17 protein-coding genes are annotated in these 20,121 nt (G+C 42.4%); 2 read left to right on the forward strand and 15 right to left on the reverse strand.

Translation table 11 applies throughout. The annotated features are described in order from the left end of the window. Positions 1-11: 11 nt before the first annotated feature. The 12 genes from ACFX4H_RS16210 to ACFX4H_RS16265 form a co-directional block, all read right to left on the reverse strand. Positions 12-776, reverse strand: coding sequence for an NUDIX domain-containing protein (locus tag ACFX4H_RS16210; protein WP_034312214.1), 765 nt, complete (start codon positions 774-776; stop codon positions 12-14). 195 nt (positions 777-971) lie between these two features. Beyond that, positions 972-2,501 (reverse strand): acyl-CoA carboxylase subunit beta, encoded by a 1,530-nt coding sequence (locus ACFX4H_RS16215; RefSeq protein ID WP_241635927.1) that lies wholly within the window; start codon positions 2,499-2,501, stop codon positions 972-974. 23 nt (positions 2,502-2,524) lie between these two features. Continuing rightward, entirely contained in the window at positions 2,525-3,307 is a 783-nt protein-coding gene (locus tag ACFX4H_RS16220; RefSeq protein WP_377435850.1) for an enoyl-CoA hydratase, read from the reverse strand. A gap of 19 nt (positions 3,308-3,326) precedes the next feature. Continuing rightward, positions 3,327-4,229 carry a hydroxymethylglutaryl-CoA lyase gene (locus tag ACFX4H_RS16225; RefSeq protein ID WP_377435851.1) on the reverse strand — a complete coding sequence of 301 codons (903 nt, stop codon included), beginning with the start codon at positions 4,227-4,229 and terminating at the stop codon, positions 3,327-3,329. A 14-nt stretch (positions 4,230-4,243) separates the two neighbouring features. Further along, entirely contained in the window at positions 4,244-4,456 is a 213-nt protein-coding gene (locus tag ACFX4H_RS16230) for an acetyl-CoA carboxylase biotin carboxyl carrier protein subunit (RefSeq protein ID WP_034312225.1), read from the reverse strand. A gap of 31 nt (positions 4,457-4,487) precedes the next feature. Beyond that, complete coding sequence (locus tag ACFX4H_RS16235) at positions 4,488-5,837, reverse strand: acetyl-CoA carboxylase biotin carboxylase subunit (protein ID WP_377435852.1); 1,350 nt, start codon at positions 5,835-5,837, stop codon at positions 4,488-4,490. Between the two features lie 12 nt (positions 5,838-5,849). Further along, on the reverse strand, positions 5,850-7,487 hold the full coding sequence (locus ACFX4H_RS16240) for an AMP-binding protein (protein ID WP_377435944.1): 1,638 nt from the start codon (positions 7,485-7,487) through the stop codon (positions 5,850-5,852). A 124-nt stretch (positions 7,488-7,611) separates the two neighbouring features. Then, entirely contained in the window at positions 7,612-8,754 is a 1,143-nt protein-coding gene (locus ACFX4H_RS16245; RefSeq protein WP_034312230.1) for an acyl-CoA dehydrogenase, read from the reverse strand. A 60-nt stretch (positions 8,755-8,814) separates the two neighbouring features. Next, a complete protein-coding gene (locus ACFX4H_RS16250; protein WP_057277749.1) occupies positions 8,815-9,480 on the reverse strand; it encodes a TetR/AcrR family transcriptional regulator in 666 nt (221 codons plus the stop codon). Positions 9,481-9,630: 150 nt separating this feature from the next. Continuing rightward, positions 9,631-10,386: a hypothetical protein gene (locus ACFX4H_RS16255; protein ID WP_328137522.1), complete on the reverse strand. Its 756-nt coding sequence runs from the start codon at positions 10,384-10,386 to the stop codon at positions 9,631-9,633. A gap of 28 nt (positions 10,387-10,414) precedes the next feature. Beyond that, positions 10,415-11,461, reverse strand: a complete 1,047-nt coding sequence (locus tag ACFX4H_RS16260) for a cytochrome d ubiquinol oxidase subunit II (protein WP_063576332.1) — start codon at positions 11,459-11,461, stop codon at positions 10,415-10,417. Positions 11,462-11,476: 15 nt separating this feature from the next. Further along, the gene (locus ACFX4H_RS16265; protein WP_377435853.1) at positions 11,477-12,838 is read right to left on the reverse strand and encodes a cytochrome ubiquinol oxidase subunit I; all 1,362 of its coding nucleotides are present in this window, start codon (positions 12,836-12,838) and stop codon (positions 11,477-11,479) included. Positions 12,839-13,203: 365 nt separating this feature from the next. Here ACFX4H_RS16265 and ACFX4H_RS16270 point away from each other — a divergent pair, with 365 nt between their 5' ends. Continuing rightward, positions 13,204-14,652 carry a flavin monoamine oxidase family protein gene (locus ACFX4H_RS16270; protein ID WP_241636431.1) on the forward strand — a complete coding sequence of 483 codons (1,449 nt, stop codon included), beginning with the start codon at positions 13,204-13,206 and terminating at the stop codon, positions 14,650-14,652. An 88-nt stretch (positions 14,653-14,740) separates the two neighbouring features. Here ACFX4H_RS16270 and ACFX4H_RS16275 read toward each other — a convergent pair whose 3' ends face one another. The 3 genes from ACFX4H_RS16275 to ACFX4H_RS16285 are packed head-to-tail and all read right to left on the reverse strand — an operon-like array spanning position 14,741 to position 18,370. After that, positions 14,741-15,853 (reverse strand): Ger(x)C family spore germination protein, encoded by a 1,113-nt coding sequence (locus ACFX4H_RS16275; protein WP_377435854.1) that lies wholly within the window; start codon positions 15,851-15,853, stop codon positions 14,741-14,743. Beyond that, on the reverse strand, positions 15,850-16,944 hold the full coding sequence (locus ACFX4H_RS16280; protein WP_241635913.1) for a GerAB/ArcD/ProY family transporter: 1,095 nt from the start codon (positions 16,942-16,944) through the stop codon (positions 15,850-15,852). Before ACFX4H_RS16280 ends, ACFX4H_RS16275 begins: the two co-directional genes overlap by 4 nt. Next, positions 16,916-18,370, reverse strand: coding sequence for a spore germination protein (locus tag ACFX4H_RS16285; protein WP_377435855.1), 1,455 nt, complete (start codon positions 18,368-18,370; stop codon positions 16,916-16,918). Before ACFX4H_RS16285 ends, ACFX4H_RS16280 begins: the two co-directional genes overlap by 29 nt. 209 nt (positions 18,371-18,579) lie before the next feature. Between ACFX4H_RS16285 and ACFX4H_RS16290 the strand changes: the two genes are divergently transcribed. Continuing rightward, positions 18,580-20,106, forward strand: coding sequence for a spore germination protein (locus ACFX4H_RS16290; protein ID WP_241635909.1), 1,527 nt, complete (start codon positions 18,580-18,582; stop codon positions 20,104-20,106). The last annotated feature ends 15 nt before the right edge of the window (positions 20,107-20,121 follow it).

Genomic DNA, 20,121 nt, shown 5'->3' on the forward strand with positions numbered 1-20,121 from the left:
CCAATTCCCCCTTAATAGTAAATAGAGTCCATGACAACCTCTGCATTAAACCGGTAAAGCTGTGAAGGCCGATACGAATTACGTTTCGTTTTCTTTTGCATTCCCTTTTCATCCAATACTTTCTCCAAAAACGGAAGCTTCGGGGCCTTTGCATAAAAAAGGGAGTCTGCACTGATTTTTGCATCATCTCTGGCTGTCAGCAAAACCCGTTGCAGTTCAGAAAGTGTAAATTCATCCGGCAGGAATTTTTGGGCTATCGTCGTTTGCACCATTTCTTTTTTCAATACATTCATCGCATCGTTAATAATTGTATAATGATCAAATGCAAGATCTAATTGTAAGGCTTCCTGGATCGTGAACAATTCAACCTCAGCTGCGTCATCATTCGCTTTTCTTTGATGAAGAAACTCTTCCTGGACAATTGCATAAAAAGCATTGGATATGATCCATCCCCTGGGATCGCGCCCTGGGCGGTCATAAACCCCGAAATGCTTGACATGGAATCCAGCTACGCCCGTTTCTTCTTTCAATTCTCGTTTGGCTGCTTCATAGGCAGTCTCGGAAGCATTGACAAAGCCTCCGGGTAAAGCCCATTTATCTCCTTCAACATTGGGGCTTCCTTCCTTATCTTTTGAGGCACGTTTGATCAATAATAGCTTCAAAAACATTTCAGGAGGGGCTTTCTCTGCCGTTTTCTTTGTAGTAATAGTAAAAATTGCAATATCTGCTGTGTATCCATCTGGAGTAATATATTTCTTTTTTTCCTGCTGAGCCATGGCAACTCTCACTTTCTTTCACTAAGTATGGAATTAAGTAATTAGTAAATCTTTAATTACTAATTATAGTACTCTTCCTTGTGTGATTTAGCAACTCTAAATCAGAAAAATTTTCTAATTATTTAAATAACCTTTCATTTTATTCCATGAAAAAAAAACCCGGTCATGATGAACCGGGCTTTTTTATTGAATACTTTATACGGGATAGACCCCATGCTTACGATCGGTAAATGTCAATTGCTTACTGCTATACGCTTCAAAGCGCGCGCTCAATTCATCACGCAGGTCATTCGGCTGGATGATGCCATCAACGATCATTTCAGAGGCTAAGCGGTAAATATCGATATCTTCATTATATTCATTGCGCTTCTGTTCGATGAATTTAGGGCGGTCTTCTGGTTCCATCGCATTGATTTTATTGGCATAGACTGCATTGACCGCAGCTTCAGCTCCCATGACCGCTATCAATGCCGTCGGTAAGGCAAGAACGCAGTCCGGTTCAAAAGCGGGACCGGCCATCGCGTATAGTCCGGCACCATAAGCTTTACGGACGATGACAGAAATCTTGGGAACAGTGGCTTCACTCATGGCCGAGATCATTTTCGCACCATGGCGAATGATTCCTGCCCGTTCGACCTTCGTCCCAATCATGAATCCTGGAATATCCACCAGGAATAACAACGGTATATGGAAAGCATCACATAAGTTGATGAACTTGGCAGCCTTATCAGCTGAATCATGGAACAGGACGCCGCCCTTGACTCGCGGCTGATTGGCTATGATCCCTATCGTTTGTCCATTTAGCCTTGCAAGCCCGGTGATTAATTCAGGGGCAAATAGCTTCTTGATTTCACAAAATGATTGCCTGTCTATGACCCTATCGATCAGGTCGTACATATTGAAGGCTGCATTCTGATTTTTAGGAATCAGTTCTTCCAAAGTTTTTTCGAAATCCGCAGGCAGCTCAGGTTTTACGCTTTTAGGTCTTTCTTGATAATTTCCTGGAAAATAGCTTAAGTACCTGCGCGCAAACGCGATCGATTCTTCTTCCGACTTGACAAGTACATCGCCGCATCCTGAAACGGAACAATGCATTTTCGCCCCGCCCATTTCCTCTTCGCTCACCTTTTCGCCAATGACCATTTCTGCCATTCTCGGTGAACCTAAATACATGGATGCATTGCCATCAACCATTACGACAATATCACAAAAAGCTGGAATATATGCCCCGCCGGCGGCAGACGGACCGAACAATAGACAAATTTGCGGGACTTTTCCTGATAGCTTCACTTGGTTGTAAAAGATGCGGCCAGCTCCGCGGCGGCCCGGAAACATTTCTACTTGATCCGTAATTCGTGCCCCGGCAGAATCGACTAAATAAAGAAGGGGCAGCTGTAACTTTTCGGCTGTTTCCTGAATGCGAATGATTTTCTCGACGGTCCTTGCTCCCCAGGATCCAGCTTTCACAGTCGAATCATTGGCCATGACACAGACCCTTTGACCATTGATTTTTCCGATGCCCGTAACCACACCATCAGCAGGCAGACCAACACTTGCACAATTGGCAAAGAAAGCATCCTCTATTTCTACCCCTTCATCGAAAAGCAGCTCTAGACGTTCACGTACGAAAAGCTTTCCTTTTTCAGCGTTTTTTTGATGATACTTTTCTAAACCGCCTTTTTTAATCGTTTCAACCGTTTCGGTTAGTTTATCCGTCGTTACCATCCCTGTTCCTCCTTCAATAGAAATCATTGGCCCCTATATACCGGTTTGCGTTTTTCCTTGAATGCTGACAGACCCTCCAGTCGGTCAAGGGTTTTTAAAGTTGTCTGATAGCAGTCATTTTCAATTCGCAATCCTGTTTTCAAGTCGGTCTCAGCCCCTTGATTGATCGCCGCTTTTGCAGCCCTGAGTGCTAATGGGGCATTGACCGCAATCTCCTTAGCCAAATTTTTCGCTTCCTCAAGTAAATGTTGGGGTGAATATACATGACTGATGATTTTCAAGGCATGTGCCGTTTTTGCATCCAATCTCCTTGCCGTAAAAATCAGTTCTTTCGCTGTCGGCATTCCGACTATCCGGGGCAGTCGCTGTGTACCGCCTGCACCAGGGATGATGCCTAATGACGTTTCAGTCAGCCCCACCTTTGCAATTTCCGATGCGATGCGTATGTCACAAGCGAGTGCCAATTCCAGCCCACCGCCAAAAGCCGAACCGTTGATCGCAGCGATGACCGGTACTGGAAGGTTTTCTACAGCCGTAATCGTGTCTCCGATCAACTTGACTGTCTCCTTGACTTTATCATCATTCATACCCGCTCTTTCCTTAAGATCCGCACCTGCACAAAACGCCTTTTCACCTGCTCCTGTTATAATGACTGTTCGTAAATTGGAATCTCTCTTCAATTCATCCAGCCCTTCGACTAAGCAATGAAGCAATTCTGTGGATAAAGCATTAGCAGCATCCGGCCGATTCAAGGTCACGAGGGCAATTCCCTTTTCTTCATACCTTATATCAACTAATGAAGTCATACATTCACCTCGATTTCACTTATTGTGCGTTATTTACAGCCATCTGATGGCTGGGCAATGGTTTTTCCAAAAAGCTTTGCACCATGGCCGCAGCCTTCAATAGCTTTTCGGGATTGATTCCTGTGTGAATCCCCATTTTATGTAGCATATGAACCAGGTCATCCGTAGCCACATTTCCGCTCGCTCCTGGTGCATACGGGCATCCCCCTAAACCTCCGAGCGAAGAGTCGAAAGTGTCAATACCATAATTCAGTGATTCAAGGATATTCGCGAGTGCCATTCCCCTTGTATCATGAAAATGGAGGGCAATTTGGCTCATATCATATCTTTTTACAGCCTGTTCAAGGAACAGTGCAACCTGTCTTGGAGACGCGACCCCAATGGTATCACCCAACGAGACTTCATTGATGCCATATTCAAAAAGTTGATCACAAACACGGAAAACCTGATCAGTCGAAACCTCCCCTTCATACGGACAGCCGAAAACGGTTGAAACATAGCCCCTGACCGTTTTCCCGCTATTTGCTGCTGTCCTGATGACATCCTTCAATATTGGAAAGGTATCGGAAATCGACTTATTGATATTTTTAAGATTATGCGTTTCACTGGATGACATGAACACGGAAATATCATCGATATTGGCGTCAAGGGCCGACTCCAGTCCCCTTTGATTCGGTACAAGGGCCCCATAAGTGATACCAGGCTTGCGCTTTATTCCCTTAGCCACCAGGACGGCATCACTCAATTGGGGAATCCACTTTGGGTGTACGAATGAAGTCACTTCTATATAAGATAATCCTGTATCAGAGAGCTGATCGATCCACTCCATTTTGCTTTGTGCAGGTATTATGACCTTTTCATTTTGCAGCCCGTCACGGGGTCCAACTTCCTTAATTGTCACTTTTTCAGGCCAATTCATCATACCCCTCCGTCCCTTTATTCAATGACGGCCAAAACGTCGCCTTCATTTACGAAATCCCCTTCATTCACTTTTAGTTCTTTAATGGTGCCAGCTTCCTCGGCTGCAATGGGGATTTCCATTTTCATCGATTCCAAGATAATGATATCCTGTCCGTCGGTTACACTTTGCCCCTCATTTGCTACGATTTTCCAAACGCTTCCTGCCATGCTTGCCTTTAATTCTGCCATTTTATTTTCCTCCCGAACATTGTGTTTTAAGTTATACAGTCAATTTTTGAATATATTTCGCAATGAAATCCGTAGTCGTATCTCCTTGGGAAAAAGCTTCATGAGAAATTATTTCCATCAGCAAAGGAAGGTTTGTTTTAATTCCTTCTATTTTATAGCTTGCCAGCGCTTCGCTTAATCTCTCAATCGCTTTATCCCTTGAGTCGCCGCTCACCACCAATTTGGCGATCATCGGATCATAGAAGTGGGATACGACCGATGTTCCATGAACGGCCAATTCATGACGGATCCCTTCACCTTCCGGAAGCTTCATGGTGGTGATCCTCCCCGGTGCTGGATAAAAGGTTTTCGGATCTTCAGCATAAATGCGCACTTCAATGGAATGTCCGTCCTGTTTAATCTCACTTTGGGTGAAATCCAATTTGCTGCCCGATGCAATTTTAATTTGCTGTTCGACTAAGTCCAGTCCCGTAATTTCTTCAGTGACAGGATGCTCTACCTGAAGGCGTGTATTCATTTCCAGGAAATAAAAGTTTTTATCTGCATCAACTAAAAATTCGAGGGTGCCCGCATTGCTATAACCGATGGATTTTACCGCTTTCACTGCAGCCATACCCATCCTGTTTCTTGTTTCTTCGTCAAGGAAGGAAGATGGAGCCTCTTCCACGACCTTCTGGTGGCGCCTTTGAACGGAGCATTCCCTTTCCCATAAGTAAACAGCATTCCCAAGGGAATCCGCCAATACCTGAATTTCGATATGGCGAGGCTTCTCAATCAATTTTTCTATGAACATATCTCCATTGCCAAAAAATAATTGGGCACGTTTTTGATTCCCTTCGAAGGCTTTGATTAGTTCATCTTCATTAGCAACGGCCTGCATGCCGATTCCCCCGCCGCCTGCTGCTGCTTTTAACATGACTGGATAGCCAATCTTTTCGGCAACGGCTGCCGCTTCTGCACTATCAATTAACGGACGTGAAAATCCAGGCACCAATGGAAGTCCGGCTTGCTCCATCTTTTTCCTCGCCTCGACTTTATTGCCCATTTGCTGGATGATCTCTGGTTTGGGACCAATGAATATCAAGCCGGCTTCTTCGCAGGAACGTGCGAAATCTGCATTTTCACTAAGAAAACCATATCCAGGATGAATGGCCTCCGCTCCGGTTTCCTTTGCTATTTCCAAAATCTTATTGACGTTTAAATAGCTTTCCTGTACTCTCGGACCACCCAATAAATATGCCTCATCCGCCAATCCCACAAAAGGCGAATCCGAATCTGCTTCCGAATGGACAGCGACAGTAAGTATTCCCAGCCTCTTGCATGTACGAATAATGCGTGATGCTATTTCTCCCCTGTTTGCGATAAGAATTTTTCGAATCATTCGATATCCTCCTTATTTAGTGCGTTCCGTTAGTAGGTCAAGAGTTTGTTGCCGAAGCTTATACTTTTGGATTTTTCCGGATGCAGTCATTGGATAAGCATCGGTAAATTGAATGTAACGCGGAATTTTATGAAACGATATTTTTCCTTTGCAATACTCTATCAATTCTTTCTCCGTAAGGGTTTCTCCTGCTTTCAAAATGATCCATGCAGCTACCTCTTCCCCATACTTCTGATCTGGAACGCCGAGTACCTGGACATCGACAATTGCAGGGTGTTGATAGAGGAATTCTTCAATCTCACGGGGATAAATATTTTCCCCTCCGCGAATGATCATATCTTTCAGCCGGCCAGTAATCTTGCAATAACCCCTCTCATCCATCACCGCCAAATCTCCCGTATGAAGCCAGCCTTCCTTGTCAATCGCCTGCTCAGTGGCTTCCGGGTTATTATAATAACCCTTCATTACATGGTATCCCCTCGAACAGAGTTCCCCCTGCATGCCCCGCGGGACTTCCTCCCCTGTAGCCGGATCGACAATTTTCACTTCCACTTTCGGCAAAGCCCTTCCCACTGAAGAAACACGAAGTTCGATCGGATCGTCCGTTCTTGTCATCGTAATTCCTGGAGAAGATTCCGTTTGACCATAAGTAATCGTGATTTCCGTGATGCCCATCTTATTCACCACGCTTTTCATGACTTCAATCGGACATGTCGAGCCTGCCATGATACCAGTCCGTAACGAGCTTAAATCATACTGGTCAAAGTCATCGAGATTAAGTTCAGCAATGAACATCGTCGGTACACCATGGAGCCCAGTACATTTTTCGGCTTCAACTGTCTGAAGGACAACGCGTGGATTAAATTCCACAATCGGCACCATTGTTGCCCCAACTGAAACAGATGCCATCGTACCAAGGGAACAGCCGAAACAATGAAAAAACGGAACCGGGATGCATAGCCGGTCGGCTTCGGTCAGCTTCATGCACTCTGCGACATTCAATCCGTTATTGACCAAGTTGGAATGCGTCAGCATCACTCCTTTTGGAAATCCTGTCGTCCCTGATGTATATTGCATGTTAATCACATCACCTGGAGCCAATTCCTCCATCCTCAAGTCGAGCGATTCCTCCGAAACGGATTCGCCTCCGCTAATGACTTCATCCCATGAAAACGTTCCGGGATAACGTTTTTCACCTAAAACGATGATATTTTTTAATTTTGGCAGTTTCTCAGATTGTAATTTTCCTGGTTCTGCATTTTTCAATTCAGGTACGATTTCGTACAGCGTATCTATATATGAATGATCCTTATATTGTTCCATCAGGATGATCGTTGTCGAATCGGATTGCTTAAGCAGGTATTCCAGTTCACTTGTGCGGTAATTAGTATTGACCGTCACCAGCACCCCGCCCATTTTCGCGGTGGAAAATTGGGATATAAGCCATTCCGGTTTATTGGATGCCCAAATGGCGATATGTTCCCCTTTTTTAATATCCAGTGACATGAACCCCCTGGCAGCCTTTCGGCAAATCTTTTCAAATTCGCGATAAGAATGGCGCAAGCCTAGTTCATGGTACACAACCGCTTCATTACCACCGTATTGTTCAGCTGTCCTTTCAAGCAATTTCCCGATCGTAACATCTAGCAAATCAGACATCAAACTCCTCCTAATCAAATAAAGGTAAGAATGAACGCTTTTTGCTGTATAGATAACATCTGCTTTTCACCCAAATGAACCCCAAGCATCCAGTTCATTTTACGTTCCGTAAAGATTAACAGCCTAATTGCCTGGCGATAACGAGTCTTTGAATTTCGGATGTGCCTTCACCAATTTCCAATAACTTAGCATCTCTTAAATAGCGTTCCACTTCATATTCACGCATGTAACCAGAGCCGCCGTGTATTTGAATCGCTTGATTGCTGGCGCGGAACGAGGTCTCACTAGCAAAGAGCTTGGCGTATGCCGCTTCCTTTGCAAAAGGTTTTTTATTGTCTTTTAACCATGCAGCCTTATATACCATATTCCTCGCCAATTCGATCTCCATCGCCATGTCTGCAAGCTTGAATTGAATGGCCTGGAAATTTGATATGGTTTTACCGAATTGGATGCGCTCTTTTGAAAAAGCTAAAGCTCTGTCAAAGGCAGCCTGAGCGATACCGACGGCCAAAGCTGCAATGGAAATCCGTCCTCCATCAAGCGTGAATAGGAATTGTTTGAACCCTTTGTCCGGATCTCCCAATAAATTTTCCTTTGGCACCCGAACATTATCCAAAATGATTTCACAAGTATTGGAAGCCCGGACTCCCATTTTTTCATAATTGCTATTGATCGTCAGCCCTTGGGTATCGGTTGGCACGATGAATGCCGAGATGATGTTTTTGCCCTTTGAATCTTTTCCCGATACAGCAGTGACAGTAACCGTTCTTGAATAGCTGGCATTTGTTATCCATGTTTTTTCGCCATTAATCACATATTCATCACCATCCAACACGGCAGTCGTTCTCGTACCGCCAGCATCGGAACCAGCATTAGGCTCTGTCAACCCGAAAGCTGCCAGGGTTTCACCGGTCGTGATTGGAACCAGATATTTTTGCTTCTGTTCTTCGGTTCCAAAATAATAAATTGGACTTGCCCCGAGCGAAACGGCTGCGGCATAACTTAAGCCGGTTCCCCCGCACGCCTTGCCAATCTCTTCAACGGCAATGGCATACGAAATCGTATCTCCGCCCGAACCGCCATATTCTTCAGGAAACGGAATTCCAAGCAACCCGAGTTTCCCCATTTTTTTGAATACATCCTCCGCAAACATGGACTTTGCGTCCAACTCTATCGCAATCGGTTTAATTTCCTTTTCAGCAAATTCCCTTACCATTTCCTTAATCATCTGCTGTTCTTTTGTAAGTGAAAAATCCATATGTTCATTCCCCTTTCTAATGAGACCGACTAGTTGGTCTGTACAAATCAAGTTGATTATTCAATCCACAACGACTTGGTTCTTCAGTAAAAATGGCTGGGTGATTTCCGCTTCTTTTTGTTTATCTATCAATAAGGCATTCAGAATTAAATCCACGTAAATATCACCGATTTCGTCGATCGTTTTTCCGCCGTCCCTTTTGTACCATTTGTAGGACCAGTTCACCATGCCCAGAATTGACATTCCGGTAATTTCCACTGGCAATTCGCTGCGGAATACTCCCTTGTCAATACCTTCTTTGATAACGGAAAAAATGATTTCTTTATACGTTTGACGCTTTTTTTTGATTGCTTCAACATAAGGTGGTTTTAAGTAAATGCTTTCTTGATAGAAAACTGAGATGTGTGGTTTATAGAGGTCAAAAACTTTAACAAATGATTGAATGATCTTTTGCATTTTTTCTGTTGGATGGGTACTTTCTGAAATGGCTTCCTGTGCTTTTATTAAAACATATGAAATAAAGTAATCATGGATGACAAATAAGAGTTCATCTTTGGAAGAGAAATGGTGATAAAAACCACCTTTGCTAGTTCCGCATGCCTTAACGATTTCGTTGACGGAGACACCATGAAAACCATGCTGATCGAAGAGCGTCAACGATGTTTCAATTATTTTTTCTTTTAACTCCGTAAGACTGCACCCCCTTTGTATCCGCTTACATTCCATCCAGAATTAAGAGCTTGATTATGTATAAACTGGATTTATTTAGATTTTACCAAATAATTAAAAATTGTCAATTTTTAATTATCAACAAAAAACAGCCCTCAAAACCAAGAGCTGTCAATCCACTTTATTTAAGAAGCAGTCGATACCATGTCATTTACTACCCTTGACCGGTTTAACTTGGGCTTTTACAAGCTGCCATCCATTATTATATTTCCATACTGATTTGATCTCCAATATCGGATCACGCTCATCGGACCCTTTTACATTTTGGATTCCGATAAGCGCTTTTCCTTTTCCAAAAACAGTCTTGAAATCCAGTGAAGAGTATGGATCAACCAAAAGCTCTGTCGGTTCATTTAGTTTTCCATTTTGATAAATGCCCAATTTATCATAAGCTTGTTTTCTGGAACTGACATCCATCACCACAGGTTTTTGACCTTCAATAATGATTTCCGCTTTGTATCCGTCAAGAAATTGTGCCATTACAGGAACGGATGGCGGTACTTCCAGCTCCTTCACTTTTCCACCCTTGAATGTATAGGCGTAACTGGATATCAATCGCTCTCTACCATCCATCAAAACCGTAACCAATACATCCTGGACCCCATCATCATTCAAGTCGGCAACCTTTAGATCTGGATTATACCCAGCTTCAAGCGGGACGTCGATTGTACGGCGATTGCTTTCCACACTTAACTCAATTTTTTTCAGAAACTTACTACCTTCCTCATAAGGCAGTCCCTGAACCTGGATGATGTCTATTTTCTGGTCACCTGTTACATCTCTTTTAGTTGATATATATGTGCCATCCACCTGAAAATTTTTATCATGCGCTTCAACCGCTTGATAGCTCAAAAATAGTGAGATGACTAAAACCGCATATTTTAGCAGATCTAACTTTTTCATAGTGATAACCTCTCTTTTCAAAGATGAACTAATTTGACATTTGTCGCCGTTTGAACTTTCGACGCTGATCTTTCATGAAGATGGACCAGAAATAATAGAACCCTGGGACTAATATCGCAAAGCCCACGATATACGTGGCAAACACGGCCCGGAATGAGGTTGGATCGGTAAATCCTGATAGAATCGTGACATTTGGATAGATGATATAAGGTAAATGAGCGATACCATAAACATAACTGCCGATTAAATACTGTATGATAATCGCAATGACAGCGAGGCGTGGCATCCCTTTAACCTCCTGCTTAGAAAAATAGGGTAGGTACAGTGCTATCCCGCTAATGATGAAAAAAATGAGCGAGATGAATAACAATGCAGAGTTTTTCATCATTTCTTGGTAAATCCAATTCGCTTCGTTTCTTAACGTGAGCATGACCAACAGAGCCATGACCAACATAAGCGGTCCCGTTATCATCGCATCCCTGCGATATATTTTGTATGCTTTCATTTCGTCGGCCTGTTTTGAGTAATCGGACAGGAGCAAAGAAGATAAAAAAAGCGTGCTCATAATTCCGAATCCCACAAATGCATACTCATTCGGACTCGTGAAAAGTTTAGATAAATTCAATTCTTCATTTCCTCTAACGCCTTCGACAAATCCAAGATGAGTGATTGGCAATACGCTGATTAATAGCCCCGGTATGATCAATCCCGTCAATCCTGAGATATACGTTAACGCTTTTTCATATTTGTCAACGCTATGCGAGAAAACCAAGAAAGCACTCCTAATACATAGCAGAACCAATATCAGGCTCGCGGGAACGATTAAGGCTACCCCAATCGGGAATACCGCACCTGGGAATAAACTGTAAATCGCAATGACAAGACCAACCACAAAAGTATTCGTCACTTCCCAAGTTGGTGATAAATAGCTATTCGCTATCTTGGTAGCATTCGTCTCTTCCTTTTTAATGTAAGTCATTGCCCAGAAGCCCGCGCCAAAATCCATAGAGGCCATGATGGCATAAAGAAAAATAAAGCCCCAGACCAGTGTTATTGCAAGAAGAGCATCACTCATTCGCCTTCCCCCCTTTTATGAATTCGAATCGAAAAGTCTTACACCTTTCTGTTCGGCTTTATATATATCATCCATTACGGAATGACGTTTGAAATAATACAAAAGTGTAAACACGACAGAAACGCATAAAATGATATATACAATAATGAACATCGTGAATAAGAATCCAAGGTTTTCGTACGAAGTGACTGAATCCTCAGTTGTCAGCATCCTGTATATCGTCCATGGCTGTCTGCCGGTACAGGCAAAAATCCAACCGCATTCTATCGAAATCACCGAAAGCGGCCCTGACGCAACAAACAACCAAAGAATCCATTTCGGATATGTCTCCTTTTTCAGCCATTTATTCCATACCAATGCAAACAGTGCCAACGCGATTAAGCCTGAACCAATCATGACCATGGCGTTGAATAAGATATGGACATAAAGCGGTGGCCAATACTCTTCCGGAAAATCGTTCAAACCGGTCACAACCGTATCGAAGCTATTACCAGATAGAAAGCTTAATAACCATGGAAATTCAATCCCATACTTCACTTCCTGAGCTTCCCTATCGGTATAACCGAACAAGGTAAGTCCGGCATGGTCCTGTGTTTCAAACAACCCTTCTGCCGCTGCCAGTTTTTCCGGCTGTTCCCTATATAAATGCTGCGTAGTCGCATGACCGTTCAATGCCGTCAAAAACGAAAAAACCAAGCCTAAGACAATACTGAGCCTCAGTGCTTTTTGGTGAAAATTAAATTCAGCAGTGCCATATTTATTTTTCAGCATCTTATAGGCTGCGACGGACGCCACGACAAAAGCGCCTGTAGTATAAGCAGTCAGAGCCGTATGTCCTGCCGTCACCAAGAAACTTGGGTTAAAAAATGCCGCCCAAGGATCGACATCGACGATTTCCCCATTTTCAAACCGGAACCCAGCAGGTGTCCCTTCAAAAGCATGGACATTCGAAATCAAAACAGCCGAAGCCAATGCTCCGAATGCAACAAAGTATAAACTCACGATTCGGGCCCATGGCTTGATTTTTTCAGCAGCATACACATAGATTGACATGAACAGCGCTTCAACCATGAATGCATAAATCTCGATTTGGAATGGAAGCGCCATGACACGTCCTATCACTTCCATGAACCCAGGCCATAATAGTGACAGCTGCACACCCGCAATCGTACCAGTCGGAATCCCGACCCCAAGTAATACCCCTAATGTTTTGGTCCAGCGTTTAGCCATGACGACATACTGTAAATCCTTAGTCCTTTGATACATCAATTCCGCTGCCAACATCATCATCGGCAACCCGACGCCGATCGTTGCAAATATGATATGTACAGCCATATTCGTCCCGAACATCGCGCGGGCCATTTGTATATGATCCATACTGTCTTCCTTTCTACCCTTTGTCTCTTGGTAGTATCTCCTCTGTAAAGGAAAATATTTATTAATATTCCACAAACTAATTTTTCATAGGTTTTGCAGAAGCTCGGTATTTACTTAATGATGTTTAAAGTTCATTGTTTAATAAATATTCTATCGAGGTTATTTTTGATATATATATTTTTTAAAGTGGATTTTTCCAATGCCCTAATAAAATATCGCTAAGCACTTGGATGACAAATTATTAAAGAATCTTCATAAATGGTGACCCAATCGGAATAAGATAGCTTAAATCCCATATAGAAAGTGTAACAAGAGAGGAGAAAAACATTTTGTCCTTTTCCAAAGATCCGCTATCACCTGAACAAATGCTGGCTGTGATCAGAAATGGCCTGGGGCCGACCCCAATCCCCAAAAAAATCATTATCATTGGTGCCGGCATGTCTGGGTTGGTTGCAGCATCCCTTTTAAAACAAGCGGGGCACGATGTTACGATATTGGAAGCAACCGGGAGGGTCGGAGGGCGTGTTTTGACGATACGGGAGCCGTTTTCTGAGGGTTCCTACCTTGAAGCCGGTGCCATGCGCATTCCGAATTATCATTACTTAGTTGCTGAATACATCAAGAAGTATGGTTTACGAGTCAACACTTTTGTGAATACGACTCCTAATGATCCCATTTATGCCAATGGAATCAAGACGACTGCTGCGATATATCAACGGAACCCGGATATACTGAGGTATCCTGTAGCTCCCCATGAAAGAGGTAAAACAGCTGAAGAATTACTCAACATGGCAATTAAGCCTGTGACTGACTTCATCATTCAAAACCCACGTAGAAATTGGGAAATTGTCATTAAAGAGTTTGATAAATACTCCATGAGCTTCTTTTTGCAGTATAATCCAGTCGGAATCAGTCTATCTACAGGAGCGATTGAAAGTATCAAAGTCCTAATGGGTTTAGAAGGATTCCCGGAACTTTCTTTTCCGGCCATACTTCGGGAGCTTATGCCGCTCTTTAATCCAGACGTGAATTTTTTTGCAATCGAAGGTGGAAACGACCGGCTTCCTTATGCTTTTCTACCGGAATTGAAGGATAATTTAAACTTCAGATATGAAGTGACAAAGATCGTTCAACATGATAATCAGGTCACCATCCATTCCAAACATACTCAAAGTCAAAACCCCTTAACGGTTACCGGTGACCTTGCCATCGTGACGATCCCTCTTCAATTACTGCAATTTATAGATATTGAACCCCGGAATTCCTTTTCCCATAATAAGTGGAAGGCAATAAGGGAACTCCATTATGCCGCTTCCACAAAAATCGGACTTCAGTTCACGCATAGGTTTTGGGAAAAGGAAGGAATCTTCGGCGGTAAATTGACGACCGATTTACCAATTAGATTTTCTTATTACCCCAGCCAAACGGGCAACCAGCGTGAATCGGGTCTCATCTTAGCAAGTTATACATGGGAAGATGACGCCACTTTATGGGATATCCTTCCAGAAAATGATCGTATACAACACGCATTGAAAAATTTGGCAGTGATCCATGGAAAACAAGTATATGATCATTTTTTATCAGGAGCTTCTTATAGCTGGACATTGAATCAGTATTCCTACGGCGCTTTCTCCATGTTTAAGCCTGGTCAGGAAACGGACTTGTTTCCATACATCCCAACTCCTGAAGGAAGGGTCCACTTCGCTGGGGAGCATACATCAACCGTACCAGCATGGATTGAAGGAGCCATTCAATCCGGAATCAGGGTTGCACATGAAGTGACGAATCTGCCTAGAACTTTCGGTGGGCCTTGACTGGTCCTTTTCTTTGACTATTAATAACGATAACTTAAGTGCATTGGACAAAAAAACCTTCCATTCGGAAGGTTCTTCTTATGATCATTCACTTTATCCCTCCTTTTGAACCAAAGTCTACGATCCTTATGTCCACTTCATAATTTATATCAGCTTTACTGAAAACTTCGTCCCATTTCTGCTTATTTTTCTCCCAAAACTTTGGATGCTGATTTTGCACATAACGATACAATCCTGCTACCCCTGTTTTATAATCATGCTGTAATTTGTATACGATTTTCTTGACATCCTTTTTCACTTCATCCTCGGCAATACGCTCAACATCTTTTAAATAGCCTTCCTTAAATGAGTTTTCCTTACCATACCAATCTTCCGAAAGTCTTGCTGTGTACCCGACCTTTATATTGATCGTCAAATGATCACCGTTCAATTCCGTCGTGATTTTCCTCCTTTTCCTATCGATTACTTCAACACTTAAAGGCTCACCGTGTTGGACCGCTTCGATTATTCCGCCCTTTACCTCTCCATTCAGCCAATTTAATGCAGCTATATCCTCATCATTCATGACCCCGACCAACTTTGAATTGTTGATCACCCCTGCCCCCTCCAAAATTAATTTCCCACCCCTAATATCAACGGCCTGAATGGCAAAGCTTCCATCTGACTGCAAATTTGAGGATGCTTTGCCCAGTGTTAAAGGCGGAAGTATTTTATTCGTTCTGTGCTCATTATCTTTCAATTCATAGATTACATTCGAAGGAATCTCCCCTTCTACGGATCGTCCCAAAATTTCTTTCGTCGGTCTCTTCGTTAAATAAACATGGCAGCTTCTCCTTGTATTGTTATCGCGTATCGACTGATTAATGATGGCTTCCATCGGGAATTTCCTTAATACATCTTCATTAATGAGGATGACACGCTGGTGATTGGTTAATACCGTATTGGTTATGAGTAAAGAATCCCTTATTGCTTCATGCAGCGTTTTAGCACTGACCGTAACATTCTTATATTTTAGTTGGGCCTGATTATCCTGAACACTATTTCCTGGAGGAACCAGAATTTGCTGTGTTAACATGATTTCGTCTTTCTTTTTGCTTTTATCGATTCCCATTCCCACCACAAGGGATAATTCTTCAATATTTTGACTGTCCCAACAGCCAGCAAGTAAAGGAATAAGCAAGAACAACCATAATCTTTTCATACGCTTCTTCTACTCCTTTTCACTTGAACGATTGCGTATGTAATAATGGGCAATCCAAATAATACAAAGGGAAATATATATCCCAGCAAATCGCTCATTTTAAACAACTCGATTGTATTTTCAGGAATTTTGGCCAGAAAAAAAACGACAGGAACCAAAACAATGAGGTTCGTTGTATATGAATTGTTAAAAATTTTCGTCAGTCCTTCTGCTGCGAAGTAATAGTAAATCGCATGTGTTAAAAAAAACTGAAGAATCCAGGTGATTAAGAGAAATAGCTCCATACGCTCTAAAAATATCCCTGTTACTTCATAGGACTGAATAAAAGAAATGGTTGGCCAAGTAACTGCTTTGACTTCCGGGACAGTCAGTGTAGCCACTACCAATACATATGTAATCACATATAAAATCAGCGGTATGAAAAAACCGATTAAAACGCCACTTTTTACTTTGTTTTGATTTTTAACGACACCAAATAAAAAGATGAAAAGTTCAATTCCAAAAAAAGACAAAGTTCCGGAGCCCATTCCTTTTATGACGGGGAGAAATCCTTTCGCAAGAACAGGCTGCAGGTTTTTTATCTCGACTACCCTGAGACTGAACAAATAAATGAGCAAGACGATGACTATTGTCAAAGGAAGAAAGAAGACACAAGCCTTTGCTATGGCTTTAATTTTGCCTGTCAAAAGGTGCACACTCGCTAAAATCATGGTAAGTATCACAATCTCAACCGGGGTTTCCTCCAACAAATAAAACCAGACCATTTCACTCATCGCAAGAACTTCAAAGCTGGCCACGCCTATAAAGTATACCACCACGACCAACCCAATAAGTTTGGAGAGCCACTTTCCATATGCCTCCTCCATGTATGTGTAATAGTTAGCGACCTTATGTTTTTTTAACAGAACAACCAATAAGCATATCAAAAGGGCAATAGCGATCCCATTAAAAATCAAGACGATCCATCCATCGGTCGAATTGATTTTTTCCGTTATCGTCCTTGGAAGCGTCAGCATTCCAATTCCTAGCATGCTACATGAAATGATCGCTGCCAATTCGCCACTAAGAATTTTGCCGTCGGATTGGCTCAAAAGAATCCCCCCCCTTTTTCCGCTTCGGTAACCGTAGGAACGCATCCTTCCAGGTCTTTTTACCGATAAAATCCATTGGTTGAAAATAAGGTTCTTTGAAGCTGGTCAATTTTGACAAATGGCTGATAACGATGATAAAGAATAGTGTGGTTCCGTATAAACCTAAAACGGCGGCAAAAATCATCGCCCCGAACCTTAATGCCCTGAACGCCAGTCCAAAGCTATATTGTGGTACCGTAAAAGAGGTAATCGTCGTGATCGAAACGATTATGACCATCAGGGAACTTACAATATTGGCTTGAACTGCTGCTTGGCCAATAATGACTCCGCCAACCAATCCAACCGTTTGACCAATGGGCGATGGGAGCCGAATCCCTGCTTCGCGAAGCAGTTCAATCGTTACTTCCATGATGATAGCTTCAACAAACGGCGGAAATGGCACGTTCTCCCTTGTACCCGCGATCGTCATCGCTAATTCCGATGGCAGCAATCCAGGGTTGAACGAAACCAGGGATATATATATCCCTGATAGAAAAACGGTAACAAATAAAGATAAATAGCGGAGGACACGTAAAAAAGATCCTGCAACCCACCTTTCATAATAATCATCCGGTGACTGAAGCAGCATCGTGATTGTCGTTGGTGCCATCAATGCAAATGGCGAGCCGTCAACCATGATGACCACCCTTCCCTCCTGCAATGCAGCCAATACTTTATCCGGACGCTCCGTATTCTGGATCTGCGGGAAAGGGGTAAACGATGTATCTTCAATTAATTCCTCAAGCATCCCCGAGTCTTGGAGATCGGTAGCTTTCACTTCATTTATCCGTTTATTCACTTCTTTTAGCAAAGAATCGCTAGCTTTTCCTTCATAATAGATTAATGCAACTTCCCGTTTTTCCATTGTCCCCAACTTCTGTTGTTTGACGATAAGGTTGGGATGGTTTGAATATTGCCTTATCAAGCCGATATTTTCCTGAAGACTTTCGATAAAACCAAGCTTCGGTCCCCTGACAACCCTCTCTGTCGAAGGTTCACCCAGTGTACGGATTTTTTCCTTTTCCAGATTCAAGACATAACCATTTACTATTCCATCTATAAATAAAAGCGTTTTCCCGTCAAAAATATACTCCTTGGCTTTTTCATATGTTTCAACATCCTGTTCCCTGACTGAACAGATTTTGGAAATGACCAGCTGTTCGATCGAAACCGGTTTTCTGGTTTCAACCTGGGCAGATGATAAATCCAGGACTATATCATTGAATGCAGGGTAATCCATCGTTCCATTAACAAATACAAATAATCCCAAAACTTCATAACCAGGAATGATTATCTGTTTAAAAACTACATCATCCTGCATATCCAATTCAGATTTCAATGCTTCCTGCTTTTGATCCAATTTAATATGCAAGGGTTTACTTTTCATGGTGAACTCCTTTGAATAAATAGGTTTTTATATTCTCAGTTTCCTCTATTTACATTTTTTTTATGCGAACAGGAAATGAAGGCAGCTTTTACACCAATTTATTTAATGAATTTCCTTTCTGAAGCGAGCGACATTAGCATCCAAAATGGTTAATTTGTAATTAAATTGCAAATGCTAGGATTATAAGCTTTAGTGCAGAGGTGACAACATTGTTTAACCGCAGAACGTTCAAAAAAAAGCCAAATCAACCAAACGAAAAAAATGAAGAATTAAATAACGTTTCGGAAGTAAGGGACCTATTCAATACCCTATCTTCATCCAATGATTTCATTAACCATCAAGGAACATATAATGGCGTAGGCTATTGGGTCTCTTTTTATCGCTCGTTGATCGATGCACAGGTACTTCATGAAAGTGTTCTTTCGGTCATACCGACTCTGGAAACGATAAATTTGGAGCAAATAAAAGAAAACGTTCCTATTGAGAATACACTTATCACCAGTACCAAGGTTGTAATTGAAGACAGGATCATGAGAGGCGAAATTGCACTTCGTTTAGATGGAAATCTTGATGAATGCCTATTAATCAATGTTGCGGCCCAACAGGGGAGACAAGTTGAGAAACCTGAACTTGAATTTGGCATCATAAGTGCTCAAGAAGCATTTGTCGAGGATCTTGATATCAATCTGAATTTAGTCAGAAAAAGGCTTCCTGTCCCTGGATTGCAAGTAAGTGAAAAGACTGTGGGATCTCTGTCTAAAACGAAAGTGGCCGTTTTATCGATAGAAGGGATCGTTGATCAGGAAAATGTTGATAATGTTATACAAAGGATCAATGACGTAGAGTTTGATGAAATATTGGACGGGTCCTATCTCGCGCAAATGCTATATGATAATTCAAATACCTTGTTTCCCCTTTTTCTAAATACGGAAAGGCCTGATCGCATCGCAAGTGCATTGGCTGAAGGCAAGGTAGCCTTGTTAATCGATAGGTCGTCCTCTGCACTTATTACTCCAACCATTTTGTTGGAATACTTCATCACCATGGAAGATTATAATATGCCGTGGATTCCGGCATCTGCTTTCCGTTTATTAAGGATATTCGCGGTCGCTTTTTCGATTTTTGCCACTCCCATTTATGTAGCCGTGCTGACCTATCATTATGAACTGATTCCTAAAGATCTTTTGGAAACGATCGTCACGTCCAGGAACTTAATACCTTTTCAGCCATTGATCGAAGCATTATTCCTGGAGATTTCCATTGAGTTATTACGGGAAGCGGCTGCCAGGCTGCCAACAAAGGTAGGTCAGACATTAGGTATCGTCGGCGGTATCGTTATCGGTCAAGCAGCCGTTGTTGCTGGTTTGACCAGTAATATCTTATTGATCATCGTTGCCCTCTCGGCATTGGCATCATTTGTTACTCCCATTTATAAAATGGGTAATGCCATTCGGCTGCTGCGGTTCCCCTTCTTAATCGGGGCCCAAATTTGGGGGCTACTGGGCATTACCATAGCAGCCGTGTTTTTGATGACCCACCTTATCAAATTAACTTCTATGGGACACCCGTACCTCGAACCGATATACCCATTTCGCATGCAAGATTGGAAAGACAGCTTTGTTCGGCTTCCTTTTAATCTTTTCAAATCGCGGCCTGTAAATTTACGTCCAGATGATATAGCCAGACAGCCACAGCCCAAAAAAGCAAGAATCAAAAAAAATGATTTTAATGAATGATCTAAATGAGGGTCC

Source organism: Peribacillus sp. YIM B13477 (assembly GCF_042787955.1).
GTDB classification, from domain to species: Bacteria; Bacillota; Bacilli; order Bacillales; family DSM-1321; genus Peribacillus; species Peribacillus frigoritolerans.

Excerpts from the sequence above, each read along its gene's own strand:
- ACFX4H_RS16230 (WP_034312225.1), bottom strand. The coding sequence starts at position 4,456 with ATGGCAGAATTAAAGGCAAGCATGGCAGGAAGCGTTTGGAAAATCGTA.
- ACFX4H_RS16270 (WP_241636431.1), top strand. The coding sequence starts at position 13,204 with ATGCTGGCTGTGATCAGAAATGGCCTGGGGCCGACCCCAATCCCCAAA.
- ACFX4H_RS16245 (WP_034312230.1), bottom strand. The coding sequence starts at position 8,754 with ATGGATTTTTCACTTACAAAAGAACAGCAGATGATTAAGGAAATGGTA.
- ACFX4H_RS16215 (WP_241635927.1), bottom strand. The coding sequence starts at position 2,501 with ATGGTAACGACGGATAAACTAACCGAAACGGTTGAAACGATTAAAAAA.
- ACFX4H_RS16265 (WP_377435853.1), bottom strand. The coding sequence starts at position 12,838 with ATGGATCATATACAAATGGCCCGCGCGATGTTCGGGACGAATATGGCT.
- ACFX4H_RS16220 (WP_377435850.1), bottom strand. The coding sequence starts at position 3,307 with ATGACTTCATTAGTTGATATAAGGTATGAAGAAAAGGGAATTGCCCTC.
- ACFX4H_RS16275 (WP_377435854.1), bottom strand. The coding sequence starts at position 15,853 with ATGAAAAGATTATGGTTGTTCTTGCTTATTCCTTTACTTGCTGGCTGT.
- ACFX4H_RS16235 (WP_377435852.1), bottom strand. The coding sequence starts at position 5,837 with ATGATTCGAAAAATTCTTATCGCAAACAGGGGAGAAATAGCATCACGC.
- ACFX4H_RS16210 (WP_034312214.1), bottom strand. The coding sequence starts at position 776 with ATGGCTCAGCAGGAAAAAAAGAAATATATTACTCCAGATGGATACACA.
- ACFX4H_RS16255 (WP_328137522.1), bottom strand. The coding sequence starts at position 10,386 with ATGAAAAAGTTAGATCTGCTAAAATATGCGGTTTTAGTCATCTCACTA.
- ACFX4H_RS16250 (WP_057277749.1), bottom strand. The coding sequence starts at position 9,480 with ATGGAATGTAAGCGGATACAAAGGGGGTGCAGTCTTACGGAGTTAAAA.
- ACFX4H_RS16260 (WP_063576332.1), bottom strand. The coding sequence starts at position 11,461 with ATGAGTGATGCTCTTCTTGCAATAACACTGGTCTGGGGCTTTATTTTT.
- ACFX4H_RS16285 (WP_377435855.1), bottom strand. The coding sequence starts at position 18,370 with ATGAAAAGTAAACCCTTGCATATTAAATTGGATCAAAAGCAGGAAGCA.
- ACFX4H_RS16225 (WP_377435851.1), bottom strand. The coding sequence starts at position 4,229 with ATGATGAATTGGCCTGAAAAAGTGACAATTAAGGAAGTTGGACCCCGT.